Here is a 19,623-nt window from a genome sequence, read left to right on the forward strand (position 1 = left end):
TAATGTGGTCAGAGCATCAGTTGGTAGCCGGACTGCCTTCCTCAATCAGTTTCGACACATCAGACACGGTGAATGAACCCGGTTTCTGACGTGGCGGAAACTCTTTGAAGCTCTGCAGCATTTCAGTGGCATATTTCTGCGCACCGCCCAGCAGGAACAGGCGATCGTAGAACCAATGGTTGTAATCCATGCCATCAGTGCCTTTTTCCAGTGGGTCTATTTTCAGGTCAAAGATCAACGGGACGCGCAGTTTGACGAACGGGTATTTCCACACGTCCATCCCTGAACGTTCCTGAATCATAAAGTGTGCTTTCCAGCGCCCGTAACGCATCGCCAGCAGATCGCCGTCATCACTCCAGTAGAAGAACTCTTTGCGCGGATCCTCCTGGGTTTTACCGGTGATGAAATCAAGCTGGTTATAGCCATCAAGATGCACTTTGTAGGTCATGGCACTGGTTTTGTAGCCTTTCAGTAACTGCTGTTTGATGTCCGGCACGCCCGCTGCGGCCACCAGGGTCGGGAACCAGTCATTACTGCCGAAAATGTCGTTGATCAGGGTGCCGGGCTTGATATGTCCCGGCCATTTCACCATCGCGGGCACGCGGAAACCGCCTTCCCAGCCGGTATTTTTCTCACCGCGGAACGGGGTGATGCCCGCATCAGGCCAGGTGGCCGTCATCGGGCCATTGTCCGTGGTGTAAACCACAATGGTGTTGTCTGCTATGCCGAGATCTTTAATTTTCTTCAGCACTTCACCGACGATTTTGTCGTGCTCCACCATGCCGTCGGCATAGTCACCCAAACCGGTTACGCCTTTATCGGCCGGTTTGATGTGGGTTTTGTTATGCATACGGGTGGTGTTGTACCAGGTGAAAAACGGTTTATTGGCTTTGACCTGCCGCTCCATGAAGTCGTTGTTAGCCGCCAGCGTCTCTTCATCGACGGTTTCCATACGTTTGACATTGAGCGGACCGGTATCCTCAATTTTCCCGTCGGCAGAAGACTTAATGACGCCACGCGGGCCAAACTGTTTTTTGTATTCAGGATCTTTCGGGTAATCGGGGTTTTCCGGTTCTTCTTCGGCGTTAAGATGGTAAAGATTGCCCATGAATTCATCGAAACCATGGGCGGTCGGCAGAAACTCGTTGCGATCGCCAAGGTGGTTTTTCCCGAACTGACCGGTCGCATAACCCAGCTGCTTGAGAATACTGGCAATGGTCGGATCTTCTTTCTGCAAACCCTGTGGCGCGCCAGGCATGCCGACCTTACTCATCCCGGTACGGAACGGCATCTGACCGGTAATGAACGAAGAACGGCCAGCGGTGGAACTCTGCTCTGCGTAGTAGGAGGTGAACTTGGCACCTTCCGCCGCAATACTGTCAATATTCGGCGTTTGATAGCCCAGCATGCCCTGGTTGTAGGTGCTGAGGTTCCAGTAACCAATATCATCACCGAATATGACGACGATGTTGGGCTTCTGATTGTTCTGCTCCGGCGCCGTCGGGGTGTTGCTCGCCGGTGCTGCATAGGCGCTGGTTGCACAACAGGCGACAGACAGCACTGAGGCGAGCAGCGATTTGCAAAATGGCACGTTTGACATTTCTGTGCTCCAGTCAAGTGGACTCTCATAGGACGGGCAAGGTTTTTACCCGTCCGGTCAGATCGTTCGATGCTACGTTATGTGATGCGCCTCCTTGGTTTGCCGGCTCAGAATGTCCGACTGTAGTTGATGCCAAAAAAGTAGAGAGCAGGGTTGTCGTAACGCCCTTTAATCAGCGGCGATGAGACCTGTGACGAGTCAATGTGCGCGTATTCGAAGGCCGCGCCGATGCTGCTGGCAGCATCGAGCTGGTAACGCGCACCCGCGCCCCAGCGCCAGGTATCACCGGACGGCATGGTCAGGGAGGTATCCTGCTGGTTGCGGTAGAAGCTGCTGTCGAAGGCAACGCCGGTATTCAGCGTCCAGTCAGAGGTGAGCCTGAATTGGGTGCCCAGCGCGAGGTGCCAGGTATCACGCAGACGACCGTTGTCACCCACCTGGTTACCGGCCACGGTTATTTCACTGTTGCTGTAATCACTCCAGTCCTGCCATCCCGCATCGCCCATCACAGCCCAGCGGTCATTCAGCTGATGAAACAGACTCAACATGATCTGCTGAGGCGTATTGACGGTGGCGGCGATCGGTAGTGTCCAGGACGGGGAGTTATTGAGCTGGTCAAGCCGGACGGTGTTGTTAACATTGAAGTGATAGTTTGTCCGGCTGGTATAGGTTAATCCGGCCCGCGTCTGCGGGGTAAACTGCCACAGCGCACCGATCTTTCCATTGAGAGCCCAGTCGTGATCGGAGAGTTCATCGCCGCGGGCGCGCTTGATTTTTAGCAGGCCATAGTTAATCCCGACACCTGCACCCAGCGAAACGGCGTCACTGAGTTGCCAGGCCAGTGCAGGCATCAGGGTGACCGCCAGTAGCGTACTGTCCCTGACCAGATTCTCACCGGCCCAGTCACCAAAGTGCAGACCCAGCCCGTAGTTGCCATAAAAGCCGACGCCAGCACTGAGGGTCGGTGATATCCGCTGGGTGTAAAAAGCGCTGCCACCGGGAAACCAGCCAATAACATTGCCAGGGCTGTTGCCGCTGAGCCGGGCGTCATCGTCCAGATGATAAGGCGCATCGCCATACAGGGCCTGCGCACCGAGAGTCAGCATTTTATCAGGCAGCATTGTCATGCCCGCCGGGTTGGTGAACAGGGTTGAGGCATCCTGGGCGCGGGCTGCCTGACCGGCTCCGGCCAGACCTATGTCATCGGTACCTATTTCGTAAAGATAAAGTCCGCTGGCCGGTGATGAAGCGGAAAATACAAGTAACGCCAGCAGCCCAGTAATTCGCAGCATAATGCCTCCGGAAGATGATGACTGTGGCCGGCTTATCTGATGTCAGGACACCGGATCTGTTCTAAAGATTCTGCGTAAACCTGCTGGTTACCCGCAGAGAGCGCGTCGGCTGCAGTAAGGATCAGCTGATGGCTGTTTTCATTACTGAGAAATGCTGAGCGGATTTTTTCATCCGGGATATTTTTCCCCAGGGCGCAGTGTGTCCGCAGGTCAGCAATAATCTTCTGTTCCTTTAGCGCGTATTCCAGATTCTGATACGGCGATGATGCCGCCGGCAGCGCTGATAACAGTAACAGTGAGCCAATAGCGGCTGTGGCAAGGTTCATTTTCGGGCTCCGCTAAACGGTAAAATTTGCCAGATTTGCTGAAAGCATCCGGCCGCTGGCGCGAAATATTCTGCTTTCTGCGCCGGTAAAAATGCCGGGGTTTCCCCGGCTATCAGTTGAGGAACTGCAGGTTAAGGCCGGCAAAAATCTGCCAGCGAGGCTGTCCCGGCCCGTCGTCGGCGACCGATGCCTGCGGCTCAACAAAAAAGTTATAAACCGTTTTACCCTGTTTGATGACCTGTCCGACCCCCAGTCCCAGCGGCACGCCATAGCTGTCGTTCTGGAAGTTATAATTCCAGATAGGCGCGGCACGCAGATAGGTGCCGCCGCCCAGCTGATAAAAAACGAACGGCTGGAAAGCGCCGAGGTTAACGTCGCTGCGGTCACCCTCACCGGCAAAGCTGTGCTGCCAGGAAGCCAGATAGCCATACTGAATTTTCGGTGAGCTGGCATCAAACAGCACGTTGACCAGCCCGGCGGACCATTTCTCGCTGCCGAGTGAATTTTCGGTCGCGGTGGGCGCGGTGATCTGCGGGCCAAAACCAAAGCTGACGGCCGGATTGCCGGTATCGATCAGATAAGCGGTAAACAGGTTCAGGTCGCCCAGCCCGGTCTGATGTCCGCCGGTGGGCGGAGAAGGGTAGGTATTGATCGGCAGCGAGGCGCGCAGCAGCCACTTGCTTTCGCCCAGCGAGAAAGGCTGTGCGTAGCGGAACCAGAACTGGTTGGCGTCTTTGTCACTTTCGCTGACGTCACCGATGTAATAATTCTGCATGTTAAATGCAGTCATGTTTGCCAGCGGGTTATTAGCCTGGGCGGCGTCTGCCGGCGGATCGGCTGAGTACGCGTTGCCAGCAAGCGAAGAAAAAAGCAGGCACGCGGCGCTCATCTTTGCAGTTTTCATTGAAAATCATCCCGGAACGTCAGTCGCTAAATACAAAGCCGGTAGCATTACGCTACCGGCTGGGTTTTTACGGCGTGACCATGTTGAACCAGAAGTCGAACTTATCCATGTAGCCCAGCAGCTCGTTAACCTTGTCGGCGTTGCCGGTGATTTTCACTTCGCCTTTATCCTGTGCCTGTTTCAGCGTCTCCTCTTTCAGGATCACTTTATTCAGGGTTTCGCGGGAAAGCGTCAGGGTTGCATCCGCATTCTGTGCTGACGAATTTGCCGTGTGGTTAAGCACGCCATTTTCCAGCTCCAGCTTGTACTTGCCGCCGTCGCCGCCAAAGTCCACATTCAGCACCGCTTTGGCATTGGCGGCTTTTTCACCGTTAATGTGCAGCGCCAGGTAATCGAAGAACATTTCCGGCGTCATGGCACGGACCGTGTCCGGACTGGCGGTATTCGGCGTCGGCAGCTGTTTCACGCCGTTACGCAGTTCCTGCGCGCCGGTCAGGTAGAAGTTACGCCACGGGCCGGATTCAGCCTGATAGCCCAACTGCTCCAGCGCATCGGCTTCCAGGTTACGCGCGGCTTTATTATCCGGATCGGCAAATACCACCTTACTGACCACCTGGGCGACCCAGCGGTAATCCCCTTTGTCGTAATCCGATTTGGCCTTCTGCAGAATGCTGTCGGCACCGCCCATGTACTCAACGTATTTCTTCGCGGCATCTTCCGGCGGCAGTTCGTCAAGCGTTGCCGGGTTGCCGTCAAACCAGCCGAGGTACAGCACGTAGGTTGCTTTTACGTCGTGGCTGACCGAGCCGTAGTAACCGCGGTTAGCCCACATGGTGGCCAGTGACGGCGGAAGCTTGAACTGTGCGGCAATCTCATCACGCGTCAGGCCTTCGTTGGCCATCCGCAGCGTCTGGTCGTTAATGTAACGATACAGATCGCGCTGACTTTTTAGCAGCTTGTTAACATTGTCATTGCCCCAGGTTGGCCAGTGGTGCTGCGCCATCAGGATGTCTGCCTTGTCGCCCCAGCGGTTAATCGCATCATTGATGTACTTGGACCAGGGAAGCGGCTCACGAATTTTGGCACCGCGCAGCGAATAGGTGTTATGCAGGGTATGGGTGACGTCTTCGGCTGTCTGGATGACCTTTTTCTCTTCGATAAACCACAGCATCTCAGCCGGGGCTTCAGAACCAGGGGCCATCATAAAATCGTAGGTCAGACCATCGATGACGCGTTTCTCACCGGTTTTGGTGACGTAATCGGTCGGGGCGATCAGCGTCACCGTACCGGCTGAGGTGGTGGTGCCGAGACCTGCCCCGACCTGGCCTTTCGCATCGGCTTTCAGCAGGTTACCGTACATGTAGCTGGCGCGACGGCTCATGACGTTGCCTGCCATGATATTTTCAGAAACGGCAGATTCCATAAAGCCGGCCGGTGCATAGATTTTCACCTTGCCCGATTTGACGTCAGCTTCATCGACAACGCCACGCACGCCGCCATAGTGGTCAACGTGACTGTGGGTATAGATCACTGCCACCACCGGTTTCTTACCGCGATTTTTGAAATAAAGATCCATGCCAACTTTGGCGGTTTCAGCTGAAACCAGCGGATCAACCACGGTGACGCCTTCTTTGCCCTCAATAATGGTCATATTGGAGAGGTCGAGGTTGCGTATCTGGTAAATCCCGTCGGTAACCTCAAACAAACCACTGATGTTAATCAACTGAGACTGACGCCACAGGCTCGGGTTGACCGTATCCGGTGCTTTTTCACCCTCTTTGATAAAGGCGTACTGTTTGGGGTCCCAGATAACATTACCTGACTCACCTTTTATGACGGCATCAGGCAGGGCGGCAATAAATCCTTTATGGGCATCGGCAAAATCACTTTTATTATCGAAGGGGAGTTGCTGATATAGGGCATCATTGGCCTGTTTGGTAGCAGGTGCGGCGTCCTTCTGTGCCTCATCAGCAAATACGCTAAGCGAAGCGGTAGAGAGTAAACCGGCCAGGGCCAGACTGCGGGCTAGAGGTGTTAATTTCATGGATTCCTCGGGATTATCAGACGAATGAAAACTGCATTCGCTACAGCGAAACTAATAACGTGCTTACAGCGCCCGGCATCAGGTGCAGGCATCGGGCGTTAAGGAATAGCAATAATTGCTAACATTTGTTTTAACGTTAGCAATTTCTTGATAATTCACAAGTTTAAGTTAAGTGAAATTGAAGATTTTGTTCGGTAATTTTGAGGAGTGTCAAATAATGAGAAATTCATGCCGCCTGGATTGTTTTTTATGTTGTTGATTTTAATGGTTAATTTGAAGGGTAAGCGAATCGGCACTCTTTCCATTTTTCACCCGCGTTTAGGCGTCATCTTATCTTTTTGAGAATTTCCTCATTTTGCTCGTGTCGCTATTGTTCAGGACTCATTATTAAAAAACACAGAAATAAGTGGACCTGACGCATTCAGAAATAGCTGGCGCGCATAAATTTCCGCTATGCCATCCTGTTATTTCAGCGACGGCACAATTACGCCGGTTTCAGGCAGAACAGCGGCGTAATTCCGATGGTGCGATGAAAGAATTTATCTGACGACAGCTAAAGCTGTATTTTTGCATTATGAACGAAATGAATAGCAGATGAATTTTGCAATAACGTTTCAGCATCAAATTTCCTGTGAATATAATGATGTTGTTCAAAGGTCACGGGGTATTGAAGCAGCAGGATTGATCATAAAGACTATTGCAGAAAGCGGCCCGAATAAGCCCCGCGCCAGCCGCTGTCATTGTTTTGTCATAACTCGCTCACCCTGATGTCAGAGTGGGTTTCCTATCCTGTAGGCGAACCTTTCTAATCAGGAGCACGAAGATGAAACTGAACAGCATTACTCTGGCCGTGGGCATGTTGCTGGCTATCGTCGGTGGTGAGGCGCAGGCGCAGCCGGTAAAAAATATTGTGCTGGTACACGGCGCTTTTGTTGGCGGCGCGGGCTGGCGTCCGGTCTATGACCGGCTGACCCATGATGGATATCAGGTGACGCTGGTACAACAGCCGCTGACCAGCTTTGCAGAAGATGTAACGGCGACGCGACGGATTATCGATCAGCAGAATGGCCCGGTGATCCTGGTCGGTCACAGCTACGGCGGGGCGATCATCAGTGAAGCCGGTAACGACAGTAAAGTGGCGGGGCTGGTCTACATTGCCGCCCATGCGCCGGATAACGGTGAAACCGAGGCCAGCAACGGTAAAAAATTTCCCAACAGCGCACATCCGTTTGCCCGCTCGGCCGATGGCTATCTGACCATTGCGCCACAGTATTATCACAGCGATTTCGCTGCCGACCTGCCCGCCGCGCAGGCCGACTTTGAAGCGCATGCGCAGATGCCAACCAACGCCGCGGTGTTCACCGCTAACATTGCCGATCCGGCGTGGAAAACCCGACCCAGCTGGTACATGGTGGCGAAAGCTGACAAAATTATCAGTCCCGATCTGGAGCGGATGTATGCCCGACGCGCCCACAGCCATACGGTAGAAATTGCCGGTGCCAGCCATTCGGTGTATCAGTCCCATCCTGATGATGTCGTAAAATTGATCGAGCAAGCCGCGCACCAGGCGCAGCCCTGAAAACAACCGGCAGGAAGAGGCGCATGAAAATTCTGGTGATTGAAGATGAGGCCAAAGCTCGTGATTACATGCGCAAAGGATTGACCGAAGCGGGCTTTATCGTCGACGTGGCGGAAAATGGCGTTGATGGCCTGTTCTATGCCCGCGAGCATCATTATGATCTGATCTTACTCGACGTGATGATGCCCGGCCTTGATGGCTGGCAGGTGATGGCGGCGATGGATAAGCAGATCCACACACCGGTCATCTTCCTGACCGCCAAAGGCACGCTGGAAGACCGCATCAAAGGGCTGGAGCTGGGCGCGGATGATTACCTGGTCAAACCGTTCTCGTTTGCCGAACTGCTGGCGCGCGTCCGTACGCAACTGCGGCGCGGCAGCCAGCAGAAGCTGCCGGATATTCTGAGGCTGGCTGATTTGCAGCTCGACGTTTTTAAACGGCGCGTCGAGCGTGGCGGGCAGCGCATCGATCTCACCAACAAAGAGTTCAATCTGCTGCATCTGTTCCTGCTGCATCCTGGCGAAGTGCTGACCCGCACCGTAATCGCTTCACGCGTCTGGGACATGAATTTTGATAGCGACACCAACGTGGTCGATGTGGCGGTTAAACGTCTGCGGCAGAAAATTGATGGTCCGTTTGCCCAGCCGCTGATCCACACGGTCCACGGTGTGGGTTACCGCTGCGAAGCAGAAACATGAAGCGACGTTCCCTGGCGCTGCGTCTGTCGCTGATGCTCAGCGTCACGGTGATCGCCATTTTTTCACTCTGTGGTTTTGCGCTTTATCACTCACTGGCTCAGCAGATTGGCGTGCGGGATGATGCCGCACTGCTGACGCGTATCGATCAGATCCGCACCCTGCTGCGCGATGAAGATGCGATTACGCTGATTCAGCAGAAACCTCGCCTGTTCGCCAACATGCTCGGCAATACCGAGTCGTTGCTGGTGCTGCGTTTCCCCGGCCAGCCGCCGCTGATTGTAGTGAATCCCGGCCAGCGTCCTCTGCCGGCAATTACGCCGGTTGCCGCTGACCAGCCGCTGACGCTGTCGTCGGTGCATCATCTGGTCAGCGCCAACGGTACGCCGTTTATCTCGGCGGCGGCGCTGACGCCAACCCGGGATGGCAGCGGGCAGATAGAAATCGTCACCGGCCGCCTGATGCGTGACCGGACACACACCCTGAACCATTATCGTCAGCAGATCCTGCTGGCAACTGCGCTGGCGGCGTTGCTGGTGGCGGCGATCAGCATCTGGCTGGTGCGACGCGGTTTGTCACCGCTGCGCCGCCTTGCAGCAGAAGCAGAAGCGATCGATGTGCGTCATTTATCCCGCCGCATGCCCGAACAGTCTCAGGCTGAATTGCAGCCGCTGGTGGCCGCCTTTAATCAGATGCTGAGCCGCCTCGAAAGCGGTTATCAGCAGTTGAGTCAGGTTTCTGCCGATATGGCGCACGAACTGCGCACGCCGATCGGCACGCTGTTAGGCCAGACCGAAGTCGCGCTGAGCCAGACGCGCAGTCAGAGCGATTACCAAACGTTGCTCGGATCTAATTATGAAGAGCTGGAACGGCTGGCGAAGATGATCGACAACATGCTGTTTCTTGCCAAAGCCGAAGATGCCAGTCAGGCACTGAATGAACAACCTCTCGATCTGGCGCAGCTCGGCGGCAAACTGCAGAGCTATTTTGCCGATATGGCAGAGGAAAAGGCGATGCGGCTGGAGATGCGACTGCAGGGCGAACTGCGGGCCGATCCGCAGTTAGTGCAACGCGCGCTGGCTAACCTGATGGCCAACGCGCTGCGCTACGGCGATGCGGGCACCCCGGTGAGCGTCTGCAGCAAGGCGCAGACGACGGCTATCGAACTGGTGGTGGAAAATCACGGCCCGACGCTGAGCGCCGAACAGCAGGCGCGGGTTTTTGAGCGTTTCTGGCGCGCTGAGGCGTCGCGGCATCAGGGCAGCAGCGGCTTAGGGCTTTCAATTGTGCGCAGCATTATGCGTTTACATCAGGGCAGCTGTGAGGTGAGCAGCGCGCACGGCATCACCCGATTTACGCTACGCTTTCCGCAGCGACACCATTAACCACCGGATCGACAGCGGCAGCTAACGGCATACCTTGCCTGCGCGCTGGCCATAAAGTGAACCCAGGCCGTACCTTTTCTGCAACTACGTCCAGCCGATCCGCCTCACTAACCGACAGGCGCTCACGCCCGCCTGGTGAGACAAAATCTGATTAACTGTTGCTCAATCTGCGTTAAGAAAAAGGCGTGCCATAACGGGAAAAGCCGCCTTTGGCTTTTAATCCGCTGTAGCACTGTCCGAGCTTTGCGGACGAATACTTTGTTTCACGCCCACCGAAATGACTATTGCCATATTCCGGCAAAATATTCCTGTTTTAAGCATTTGTGATCGCTGCATATATTCACTGAGAATGAGTTCACACCATCACGAGGATGATAACACCCTTAAAGCGCGTGATTTATCTGGCTTTCTGAGGTTAACAAAACATCGCCACCTCAATACTTTTTTCCTCCGGGAAAGTTTTTAAATATCAGGAGAAAGATGCCAGTGAAATTTATAACCGGAATGACCTTTATTGCCCTTGCGCTGAGTGCGCACAGCGCGGTCGCTGCCGAACAATCGGTGCCGACTGACAGCTCAGTGCATGTGAAAGCCGATCCGGCGTTGAAAAGTCTGATACCGGCCGATATTGCGCAGCGAGGCTTTATTGTGGCCGGAACCAATCCCAACACGCCGCCAACCACCTTCTATAAAGACGATAATAAAACGCTGGCTGGCCGTGAAATCGACATCATGAATGCCGTCGGTGAACGTCTGGGGATTGCAGTACAGTGGCGCGACACCGGCGGCTTCGACAATATCATTCCGGGCCTGAAAACTGGCCGTTACGACGTGGCGCTATCAAATATCAACGCCACGCCAACCCGCCTGAAACAGATCGATTTTGTCGGCTATTACAATGCCAGCCGGCTCGGCATCATTTCAAAGAAAGACGCGGCGATCGCCCCGTTCACCTCACTCAGCGACGTGTGTGGCAAAGAGGTGGGGGCCGGTTCGGGCACTACTCAGGTGACCCGGCTGGAGGAGGCCAGCAAAGCCTGTGAGGCGGCGGGCAAACAGCCGATCAAGGTTTCTGTCTTCCCGGATCGTCCGGCCGGCGTGCAGGCGGTGGTCAGCGGTCGGGTGCCAATGTTCCTCGGGCCGTATGAAGGGCTGCTGTGGCAGGTGAAGGTGATTAAACCGCTGACCATGAGCGGCGAGATCAGCGTTAATGATGCGCCGGTCTCGGTGGCTTTCCCGAAAGACTCTGCGCTGGAACCGGCAGTTCAGGCGGCGCTGAATTCACTGATCAAAGATGGCAGCTACCAGAAAATCCTCGATAACTGGGGAATTGGCTTTGGTGCGGTGACCGAAGCCAGACGTAATCAGGACATTTTCAAATGAGTGCGCCTGATGACCACACCGACGATCTGAGAATTGTCGGTAAACGCTACTATGGACGCTGGCTGAGTGCGCTGGTCGTGCTGTTGTGCGTGGTGGCGATGGCGAACTCGATGATTAACAATCCACGCTTTGAGTGGGACGTGATTGCGGCGAACTTTACCGCGCCCTCCATTCTGCAGGGTGTGTTAATGACGCTGCAACTGACGGCGATTTCGGTGGTGCTGGGGTTTGCTTTCGGCACGGTGCTGGCGCTGATGCGCCTCTCCGCCAACCCGGTGCTGGTCGCGGTAAGCTGGGCCTATACCTGGTTTTTCCGCGGCGTGCCGATGCTGGTGCAGCTGTTTCTCTGGTACAACATCGCGGCCCTTTATCCCAAAATCGCGCTGTCGATCCCCGGCTATGGCGAGATCTGGAGCGCCCAGTCCAATGCGCTGGTCAGCCCGTTCAGCGCCGCGGTGATCGCGCTGGTGATGCATCAGTCTGCTTATGCCGCAGAGATTGTGCGTGCCGGCATCCAGAGCGTGGGTAATGGGCAGGTTGAAGCCGCACGCGCCCTCGGTTATCGCCCGGCGCAGATTTTCCGCTATACCGTGTTACCGCAGGCAATGCGTGCCATTCTGCCGCCCGCCGGTAATGAAATTATCGGCCAGTTAAAAACCACCGCGGTGGTATCGGTGATCTCACTGCAGGACGTGCTGTTCTCGGCGCAGATTATTTATCAGCGCACCTATGAAGTGATCCCGCTGCTGCTGGTCGCGACGCTGTGGTATCTGCTGATGACCTCGGTGTTGTCGGTGGGACAATATTACGTCGAACGTTATTTTGGCCGCGGCGTCACCCGCCGTGAAACGCGCCGTTTATGGCCGTCACTGGCGCGTTTTTCTGGCTTGAAAACCGCAAGGAGCACCAGCAATGGCTGAAGCGATCGCACTGCGCAAGGTCACCAAGCGCTTCTCCGGCGTGACCATTCTCGATGAGGTTAACCTCGATATTCCCGCCGGCTCGGTGACCGTTATCCTCGGTCCGTCCGGTTCGGGTAAATCGACTCTGCTGCGCTGTATCAACCACCTCGAAAAGCTCGATGGCGGCACCATCCGTATTGGCGGAGAGAGGGTGGGATATCAGCAAAAGGGCCAGGCGCTGCATGAACTCAGCAGCCGGGCGATTGCCCGCCAGCGCGCTGAAATCGGCATGGTGTTCCAGCAGTTCAATCTGTTCCCGCACCGCACCGTCTTGCAGAACATCATTGATGCACCGATGCGGGTGAAAAAACAGAACCGCCAGCAGGCGACCAGCAAAGCGCTGGCGTTGCTGAAACAGGTGGGTCTGGACGGACGCGAGCAGGAGTGGCCGCAAAATCTTTCCGGCGGTCAGCAGCAGCGTGTGGCGATTGCCCGTGCGCTGGCGATGGACCCCGGCGTGCTGCTGTTTGATGAGCCGACGTCCGCGCTCGATCCTGAGCTGGTCGGCGAAGTGCTCCAGGTGATAAAGCAGCTGGCGCACTCCGGGATCACCATGGTGGTGGTGACCCACGAAATTGGCTTTGCTCGCGAAGTGGCGGACAACATTGTGTTTATGGAAAGCGGCAAAATTATCGCCGCGGGTCCGACACAACAGGTGCTCGACGATCCGGCCAACGGACGGGTCAGAAACTTTATTGCAACGGTGCTGTAAGCAGCGTTTTTTGTTGCCCGTAAGCCAGGAAACGTGATGACGCAGAAACCGGTAATGCACAGCGCGCATTGGGGGGCTTTTCATGCCCGGCGCGAAGGCGATCGCCTGATTATCGCTCCGTTCGAGGGCGATCCTCATCCCAGTCCTTTATTGCAAAACTTCCAGCAGGCACTCAATCATCCGGCGCGGGTTGCCCGCCCGATGGTGCGGCGTGGCTGGCTGGAGAATGGGCCGGGTCCCGACTCGCGTCGCGGGGTCGATGACTATATCGCCATCGACTGGGACGACGCCCTGCAACGGGTGGCGCAGGAACTCTCGCGGGTCGGGCAGACCTGGGGGCCGGCCGGAATTTTTGGCGGCTCATATGGCTGGTCCAGCGCCGGTCGCTTCCATCATGCACAAAGTCAGGTGCACCGCTTTCTTAACACCACGCTCGGCGGTTATGTCCGGTCAGTCAACAGTTACAGTTCCGGCGCGGCCTCGGTGCTGCTGCCGCACATCGTCGGTGAGATGAACGAAATTGCCCGCCGTGGCGTGAGCTGGGAAGAGATCGCCAGCCACAGCGATATCGTGCTGGCCTTTGGCGGACTGGCGCTGAAAAATTCTCAGGTCGCCAGTGGCGGTTTGAGTGAGCATACCGAACGTGATTTTATGCAGCAGGCGGCGCGGCGCGGAACCCGCTTTATCTCGGTCAGTCCGCTGAAAAGCGATCTGCCGGACGACGCGCGGGGCGAGTGGCTGGCACTGCGACCCGGCACCGATGCGGCGTTTATGCTCGGTCTGCTGGCAGTGCTGATCGAAGAGGCGTTAACCGATGAGGCGTTTCTGGCCCGTTATTGCGTCGGCTGGCCAGAGATGGTGGCTTATCTGCGCGGTGAAGAGGATGGCGTAGTGCGCGATGCGCACTGGGCGGCCAGCATCTGTGGCGTCAGCCACGACGTTATCAGACAGTTCGCCCGTCAGCTGCACGGCAAACGGGTGCTGGTGACGGTGGCGCATGCGTTACAGCGCGCCGAGCACGGCGAACAACCGGTGTGGCTCGGCCTGGTGCTGGCGGCGGCACTCGGCCAACCCGGCCTGCCCGGCGGCGGCTACACCTATGCGCTTGGCGCGCTGGGCCATTATGGCAAACACCATAATCTGGTCAGCTTTCCGGCCTTACCGCAGGGTAAAAATGGCATCGACCGCTTTATTCCGGTGGCGCGGATTGCCGATATGCTGCTGAATCCGGGCACCCGATTTGATTACAACGGCCGTCAGCTGCGCTATCCCCATATCCGTCTGGCTTACTGGGCGGGCGGCAATCCTTTTCATCATCATCAGGATCTGGCGCGCCTGCGTCAGGCTTTTTGTCAGCTCGATACTTTTATCGTGCATGAGAGCGCCTGGACCGCCACCGCTCGCCATGCCGATATTGTGTTGCCCGCCACCATGACGCTGGAGCGGGAAGATATCGGCGGTGCGCCAACCGATCGGCATTTAATCGCGATGCAGCCGGTGGCTGCGCCTTATGCTGAAGCGCGCGATGACTACACGATTTTCAGTGAACTGGCGCGGCGGCTCGGCAGGGAAGAGGCGTTTACCGAAGGGCGTGATGCGCGTGGCTGGCTGCAACATCATTACCATCAGCTACAGCAAAAACTGGCGGCACATCAGGTATCGATTCCGGATTTCGACACGTTCTGGCAGCAGGGCGTGCTGACGTTGCCGCAGTTAAAGGATGGTGGCCGGATGATCAACGCGTTTCGTGCCGATCCTGATGCCGCACCGCTGCCGACACCAAGCGGAAAAATTGAGATCTTCTCCGCCACCATCGCCAGCTTTAACTATCAAAACTGTCCGGGACATCCGGTGTGGCGTGAGCCGCAGCAAAAGCCGACGGCTGATCATCCCTTCTGGTTGATTGCCAACCAGCCAGCGACGCGCCTGCATAGCCAGCTCGATTTTGGCGACTTTAGCCTGAGCGGTAAGCGCGACGGACGGGAAGTGTGCAGCCTCAATCCGCAGGATGCGGCCCGGCTGGCTATCGCCGAGAGCGATCTGATTGAGCTGTACAACGATCGCGGCCACGTGCTTGCCAGTGCCCGCGTCACCGACAGCATCATGGCTGGCGTGCTGCAGTTGCCTACCGGTGCCTGGTACGATCCGGTCGATCCTGCCGCCGCCCGCCCGTTATGCCGTCACGGTAATCCGAACGTGTTGACGCTGGACATCGGCACCTCCTCCCTGACCCAGGGCTGCAGCGGACAGATTACGGTGGTGCAGGTGCGGAAATTCAGGGGCGAACGGCCGCCGGTGCGGGCTTTTATTCCGCCACACTAAGCCGCTATGGCCGCAGACTTTGCAGCAGTGCGTCTGTCACTGCCTGCAAATCGGCGGTTGAGCGCAGCGCGCTGTGCGCCAGCAGTTCCGGTGAGCTGTCACCCAGTGCCAGTCGCAGTTTACGCCCGACATCAACGCCCTCCGCCAGCGATTCCTGCCGCGTGCGCTGCTGATGCCGTGTGCTGCCATCCGCCAGCGACAGCGTCACGCGGTGAAAGCGCTGTGCCGGATTGAGGGCATCCGGCGGCGCAGAAGGATCCGGCATACGGCGAACGCGGGCGGCCAGCGGCATAATCTCCGGATTAACATCGCCTTCGGCAAAATCTGACAACCGCAGATCGCCGTAAATCAACATCGCGGCAATCACATATTCGAGGCTAAAGCGCGCTTCGATACCGTTGACTGGTACCGTGACCGGGGCGGCAATGTCACCGCCGGGCGGAAAGGCGACGGCGATAGCCACGATCTGGCGCAGCAGTGCATCAAGCGGCTGGCCGCTGGACAGCCACTGCTGGCGTAGCAGACCCGCCGCTTCCGCCGCGCTGTGGGTACCGGCGCAGGTCGGGAACGGCTTAAACTCCAGCCCGGGGGCGCTGATACGCCAGGGCTGACCCCAGTTCTGCGTCAACTTTTCCGGCTGCGCCTGGCCATCACTGCTGGCGGCCAGAAAGGACTCAATCACATTTTCTGGTCGGCCCGTCATGCCAGCCAGCGTCAGCTGGGCCGAGGTCACCGCACGTTCCGCCGCCAGGCCGGCATGCAGCGGTTTTACCGCCGAGCCAAACTGAGCGCGTAAACCGCTGGCCTGGGTAGCCGCGATCCCCAGCAGGCTGGCGGTGGCGGCAGCGGACAGGCCGAGGAAACGAGCCAGCGCCGCGGCGGCGGCAAGGGTGCCCAGCGTCGCGGTGTTGTGATAGCCCAGCGCATAGTGCTGCTGGCTGGCCGCCAGTCCCAGCCGGCCGGCCGTTTCCACCCCCACCACATAGGCATCACAGAACTGTTCCACGCTGGCGGCGGGCTGGCCTGACAGCCAGGCAAACAGCGCCGGCAGGATCACCACGCTGGGGTGACCGCGGAAATCGGCATGGAAATCATCATAATCGAGCGCATGACCGGCGTAGCCGAGCAGCAATGCCTGCGAACGGATGCCGCCATCACCGTAGACGGTACGCAGCGCCGGTAAGCCGCTATCAGGCACTTGACCCTGTAACACCGGCCAGCTCACCGCCAGAAAATCGGCTATCCCTTGTCGCGCGTGGTCGCGTGCCCGCGCATCCGGTTGACTGTGGACGATGCGCTCAGCCAGCGCGGCGGTCCCGCTCATCAGGACGGCTCCGGCAGTGTGAGAGCTGTCCGCGCCAGATCGGCCAGATAGCGTGCGGTGGGCAGCAGCACGGCATCATTAATACGAAATGCCGGATGATGCAGCGCATAGGGTTCACCGGTACCGATCATCATAAAAGCGCCGGGCAGCTGTTGCTGGTAAAAGGCAAAGTCTTCGCCAATCGGGCTGGCTTCCACCACCCGGGCTTCAAATCCGCTGGCGCTGGCCTGCTGCAGTGCAACCTCTGTCCAGTAGGCATCATTCACCACGGACGGCGGTCCGGCCTGCCAGTTAAAGCTGATTTGCGCATCAAACGCCGCGCCGATGCCCGCCACCAGGGTACGGAAGCGCTGCTCAAGCCGTTCGCGGGTAGGCTGCGAAAACGATCGCACCGTCCCCTCCAGCCAGGCACCTTCCGGAATGACGTTCCAGGTGCTGCCACTGTGAATCTGCGTAATCGAGACCACCGCGTTATCGGCGGACGGGGCGTTACGGCTGATCAGCGTCTGGGCAGCGGCGACAATCTGCGCCGCAATAACAATCGGATCGTTACCCTGATGGGGTTTGGCCGCATGACTGCCGATGCCGGTAATGCTGATATCAAAGCGATCTACTGCGGCGGTAAGCGGACCCGCTTTACTGCCGATCACTCCCGCCGGCAGCGAGGGATCGTTATGGAGTCCAAAAATCACCCGCGCATCGGCGAGGGCACCGGTAGCGATCACCGCTGGCGCGCCCTGGCCCGTCTCTTCCGCCGGCTGGAAAAAAATGCGCACCCGGCCGGACAGGCTGGCTTCCTGCTGCTTTAACAGGATTGCCGCACCGAGCGCCGCGGTGCAGTGGAAATCATGGCCGCAGGCGTGCATGACTCCAGCACGTTCCGATCGAAAGCTGACGCCGGACTGCTCCTCAATCGGCAACGCATCAATATCAGATCGCAGCACCACCAGCGGTCCCGATGACGATCCTATCTCCGCCACCAGGCCGGTTTTCAGCGGTAGATCGAGGATGCGGATCTGATGCTGCTCCAGCTGCTGCCGCAAGCGGGCGGTGGTTTCAAATTCCTGGTTCGACAGTTCCGGAAAACGATGCAGTTCATGGCGCAACGCGATCAACCGTTCGCCCAGCGCCGCCTGATCTAAGGTGCTCATGCGATGTTCCCTTGTGGTGGTACCTGACGGCTCAGCCAGGCATGGTGTGCCGCTTCATCCAGCACTTTCTTCATATAGAGGGTGATGTGGCCTTTACCGAGGTCAGTGGTATGCATCGGCTGGAAGCCACGCTTGAGGTAGAGCTGTTGCAGCCACGGATGGCTGAGGGCGGTACCGAGAGAGACGGCCGGTGCGCGCAGCTGACCAATCAGGATCTCCTGCTCCAGCCGATGGAGAATCTGCCGGCCGAAATGCTGGCCAGCATAGTCCGGATGCGCGCCAAACCAGCCGATGTGCGGCAGGCCAAACGGACCGGGCAGCGGCCCCCAGGGATAACGCAGGGTCACTGAGGAGACCATTACACCGTCGGCATACAGCGCATAAACTCCGTGACTTTGCAGATGGCGCAGCGCCTTATCCCGATCGGCCGTGGCGGCATCGAAATGGATGCCGAGTGCTTTTACCGGCGCATAAGCGGCGTGCATCAGCGCCAGATAGAGAGTGATTTCATCTGCCCTCACCTGACGAAAGTCGAGTTGCATAATATTTCCCGGAATAGCCACCCGGCGGGCGGATAATTAAGTCAGCGTTTAAGGTAAATGAGATTAACAGTTAAAACCCGGTGGCTATATCTGAAAAATAACTATCCTAATGCCTATTTGTGAAATTGAATTGGCCGGTTTTTGATTGCTTAAATCGGTGGTTGCCGTAGTATGAAAAAAACAAATGCCGCTATAACAAAACGCCATTAACTCCATGTAATAAATTAACTTTATCGGTTATAGCCTCCCTTATAAACCGGCGTTACCTGTAACCGGCCTTACCTATAAACAGGATAGAAACGTGTTAGCGATTAAATCTCCGCGCGCCTACGCGCATGAGGCTGGCCTGCGCGCCCGTGCCGGTGAATTTATTAAACCTTACGCCACGCATATTCGTATATTTACCTCGCCGCACGCCTGGCATGCGGTTAATCCGGAATTAAGCCAGAGTCTTGAGGCTAGCGGAATTAGCTGGCAGCTGGAGTATTTACCCAGTGAATGTACTGAACAGGCGATCGCCCACTTAAAACACAATACCGAACAGCAGGGGGCTGAGCTGCTGCTGGCGATTGGCGGTGGACGGGTACTGGATGCCGCCAAAGCCGCAGCCAGCCAGCTCCCGGCCGTCACGCTGGTTAACTTCGCCACCCTGGCCGCCACCTGCGCCGCCTGGTCGCCGCTTGCCATCATCTACAGCGATCGGGGAGAGCATCTGCGCAGTCAGCCGCTGGGGAAAATGCCCGAGCTGGTACTGGTAGACAGCGAAGTGATCGCGCGCAGCGACGTGCGTTACCTGAAAGCGGGCATTGTTGATGCGCTGGCAAAATATTACGAATTCCAGCCGTATCAGCGTCACAACCCGGACGACCTGGCGCTGGATCTTAAAGTGATGACCGCACGGCGGGCGCTGGAAACCTTTCAGCAGTGGGGTGACGCGGCAGTGGCAGCCAACCAGCAGCAGCAGGTCACGCCGGCGCTGGTCAGGGTGATTGATGCCAGTATCGTGCTGGCCGGACTGGCGAACAGCGTGCGTGACGTGCTGCCTACGCCGGGCGTTGCCCATGCCATTCATAATCAACTGACCCACCAGCCGGAGCTGCACCACTGGCTGCACGGCGAGAAAGTCGGGTACAGCCTGCTGGTGCAGTCGCTGATTGAACATCGCGGTGAGCCTGATGCCGGGCTGCTGGCACTGTTACGTCAATATGCGATGCCGCTAACGCTGCCGGCCCTGTGTGGCGATCGCGCTGCACGTCTGCACACTCTCGCGCAGCAGATTAAGTTTCCCCAAGCCAGTGCAGAACGCCTGCCGTTTACCCTGACCGCGGCGACGCTGGAGCAGGCACTGCTGGCGACTGAGCACCTTGTTTAAGCCGGGCTGCGGCCCGACTTTTCACCTTTA

The 19,623-nt window shown here is 57.2% G+C and carries 16 protein-coding genes; 8 read left to right on the forward strand and 8 right to left on the reverse strand.

The window, feature by feature from the left end; translation table 11 throughout:
• Positions 1-16: 16 nt before the first annotated feature.
• The 5 genes from AC6I8D_RS04930 to AC6I8D_RS04950 all read right to left on the reverse strand — a co-directional run bounded on the left by AC6I8D_RS04930 (position 17) and on the right by AC6I8D_RS04950 (position 6,166).
• Entirely contained in the window at positions 17-1,600 is a 1,584-nt protein-coding gene (locus AC6I8D_RS04930; protein ID WP_312053556.1) for an arylsulfatase, read from the reverse strand.
• 107 nt (positions 1,601-1,707) lie between these two features.
• The gene (locus AC6I8D_RS04935) at positions 1,708-2,892 is read right to left on the reverse strand and encodes an OmpP1/FadL family transporter (RefSeq protein WP_312053558.1); all 1,185 of its coding nucleotides are present in this window, start codon (positions 2,890-2,892) and stop codon (positions 1,708-1,710) included.
• A gap of 32 nt (positions 2,893-2,924) precedes the next feature.
• Positions 2,925-3,218, reverse strand: a complete 294-nt coding sequence (locus AC6I8D_RS04940) for a YicS family protein (protein WP_497819728.1) — start codon at positions 3,216-3,218, stop codon at positions 2,925-2,927.
• Between the two features lie 112 nt (positions 3,219-3,330).
• On the reverse strand, positions 3,331-4,122 hold the full coding sequence (locus tag AC6I8D_RS04945) for a hypothetical protein (protein ID WP_312053560.1): 792 nt from the start codon (positions 4,120-4,122) through the stop codon (positions 3,331-3,333).
• 67 nt (positions 4,123-4,189) lie between these two features.
• On the reverse strand, positions 4,190-6,166 hold the full coding sequence (locus tag AC6I8D_RS04950; protein WP_497819729.1) for an alkyl/aryl-sulfatase: 1,977 nt from the start codon (positions 6,164-6,166) through the stop codon (positions 4,190-4,192).
• Positions 6,167-6,989: 823 nt separating this feature from the next.
• Between AC6I8D_RS04950 and AC6I8D_RS04955 the strand changes: the two genes are divergently transcribed.
• The 7 genes from AC6I8D_RS04955 to AC6I8D_RS04985 all read left to right on the forward strand — a co-directional run bounded on the left by AC6I8D_RS04955 (position 6,990) and on the right by AC6I8D_RS04985 (position 15,204).
• Positions 6,990-7,745, forward strand: coding sequence for an alpha/beta hydrolase (locus AC6I8D_RS04955; protein ID WP_497819730.1), 756 nt, complete (start codon positions 6,990-6,992; stop codon positions 7,743-7,745).
• 23 nt (positions 7,746-7,768) lie between these two features.
• Positions 7,769-8,443 carry a heavy metal response regulator transcription factor gene (locus AC6I8D_RS04960; RefSeq protein ID WP_497819731.1) on the forward strand — a complete coding sequence of 225 codons (675 nt, stop codon included), beginning with the start codon at positions 7,769-7,771 and terminating at the stop codon, positions 8,441-8,443.
• Positions 8,440-9,825: a heavy metal sensor histidine kinase gene (locus AC6I8D_RS04965; RefSeq protein WP_497819732.1), complete on the forward strand. Its 1,386-nt coding sequence runs from the start codon at positions 8,440-8,442 to the stop codon at positions 9,823-9,825. The genes AC6I8D_RS04960 and AC6I8D_RS04965 overlap by 4 nt, the downstream gene beginning before the upstream one ends.
• 480 nt (positions 9,826-10,305) lie before the next feature.
• Positions 10,306-11,208, forward strand: coding sequence for an ABC transporter substrate-binding protein (locus tag AC6I8D_RS04970; protein ID WP_374043807.1), 903 nt, complete (start codon positions 10,306-10,308; stop codon positions 11,206-11,208).
• A complete protein-coding gene (locus AC6I8D_RS04975) occupies positions 11,205-12,128 on the forward strand; it encodes an amino acid ABC transporter permease (RefSeq protein WP_031376964.1) in 924 nt (307 codons plus the stop codon). The genes AC6I8D_RS04970 and AC6I8D_RS04975 overlap by 4 nt, the downstream gene beginning before the upstream one ends.
• Positions 12,121-12,882 carry an amino acid ABC transporter ATP-binding protein gene (locus AC6I8D_RS04980; protein WP_031376963.1) on the forward strand — a complete coding sequence of 254 codons (762 nt, stop codon included), beginning with the start codon at positions 12,121-12,123 and terminating at the stop codon, positions 12,880-12,882. Before AC6I8D_RS04975 ends, AC6I8D_RS04980 begins: the two co-directional genes overlap by 8 nt.
• Before the next feature lie 36 nt (positions 12,883-12,918).
• Entirely contained in the window at positions 12,919-15,204 is a 2,286-nt protein-coding gene (locus tag AC6I8D_RS04985) for a molybdopterin-dependent oxidoreductase (protein WP_497819733.1), read from the forward strand.
• Positions 15,205-15,208: 4 nt separating this feature from the next.
• Here AC6I8D_RS04985 and AC6I8D_RS04990 read toward each other — a convergent pair whose 3' ends face one another.
• From AC6I8D_RS04990 to AC6I8D_RS05000, 3 genes are read right to left on the reverse strand one after another with little or no spacing between them, the layout of a single operon-like run.
• On the reverse strand, positions 15,209-16,528 hold the full coding sequence (locus AC6I8D_RS04990) for an MmgE/PrpD family protein (protein WP_312053573.1): 1,320 nt from the start codon (positions 16,526-16,528) through the stop codon (positions 15,209-15,211).
• Positions 16,528-17,679 (reverse strand): amidohydrolase, encoded by a 1,152-nt coding sequence (locus AC6I8D_RS04995; RefSeq protein WP_312053574.1) that lies wholly within the window; start codon positions 17,677-17,679, stop codon positions 16,528-16,530. The genes AC6I8D_RS04990 and AC6I8D_RS04995 overlap by 1 nt, the downstream gene beginning before the upstream one ends.
• Positions 17,676-18,221: a GNAT family N-acetyltransferase gene (locus AC6I8D_RS05000; RefSeq protein ID WP_031377989.1), complete on the reverse strand. Its 546-nt coding sequence runs from the start codon at positions 18,219-18,221 to the stop codon at positions 17,676-17,678. Before AC6I8D_RS05000 ends, AC6I8D_RS04995 begins: the two co-directional genes overlap by 4 nt.
• A 301-nt stretch (positions 18,222-18,522) precedes the next feature.
• Between AC6I8D_RS05000 and AC6I8D_RS05005 the strand changes: the two genes are divergently transcribed.
• Complete coding sequence (locus AC6I8D_RS05005; protein WP_497819734.1) at positions 18,523-19,593, forward strand: iron-containing alcohol dehydrogenase family protein; 1,071 nt, start codon at positions 18,523-18,525, stop codon at positions 19,591-19,593.
• Positions 19,594-19,623: the final 30 nt, after the last annotated feature.

Source organism: Pantoea sp. X-Soil-MYKO-1785, from assembly GCF_059730675.1.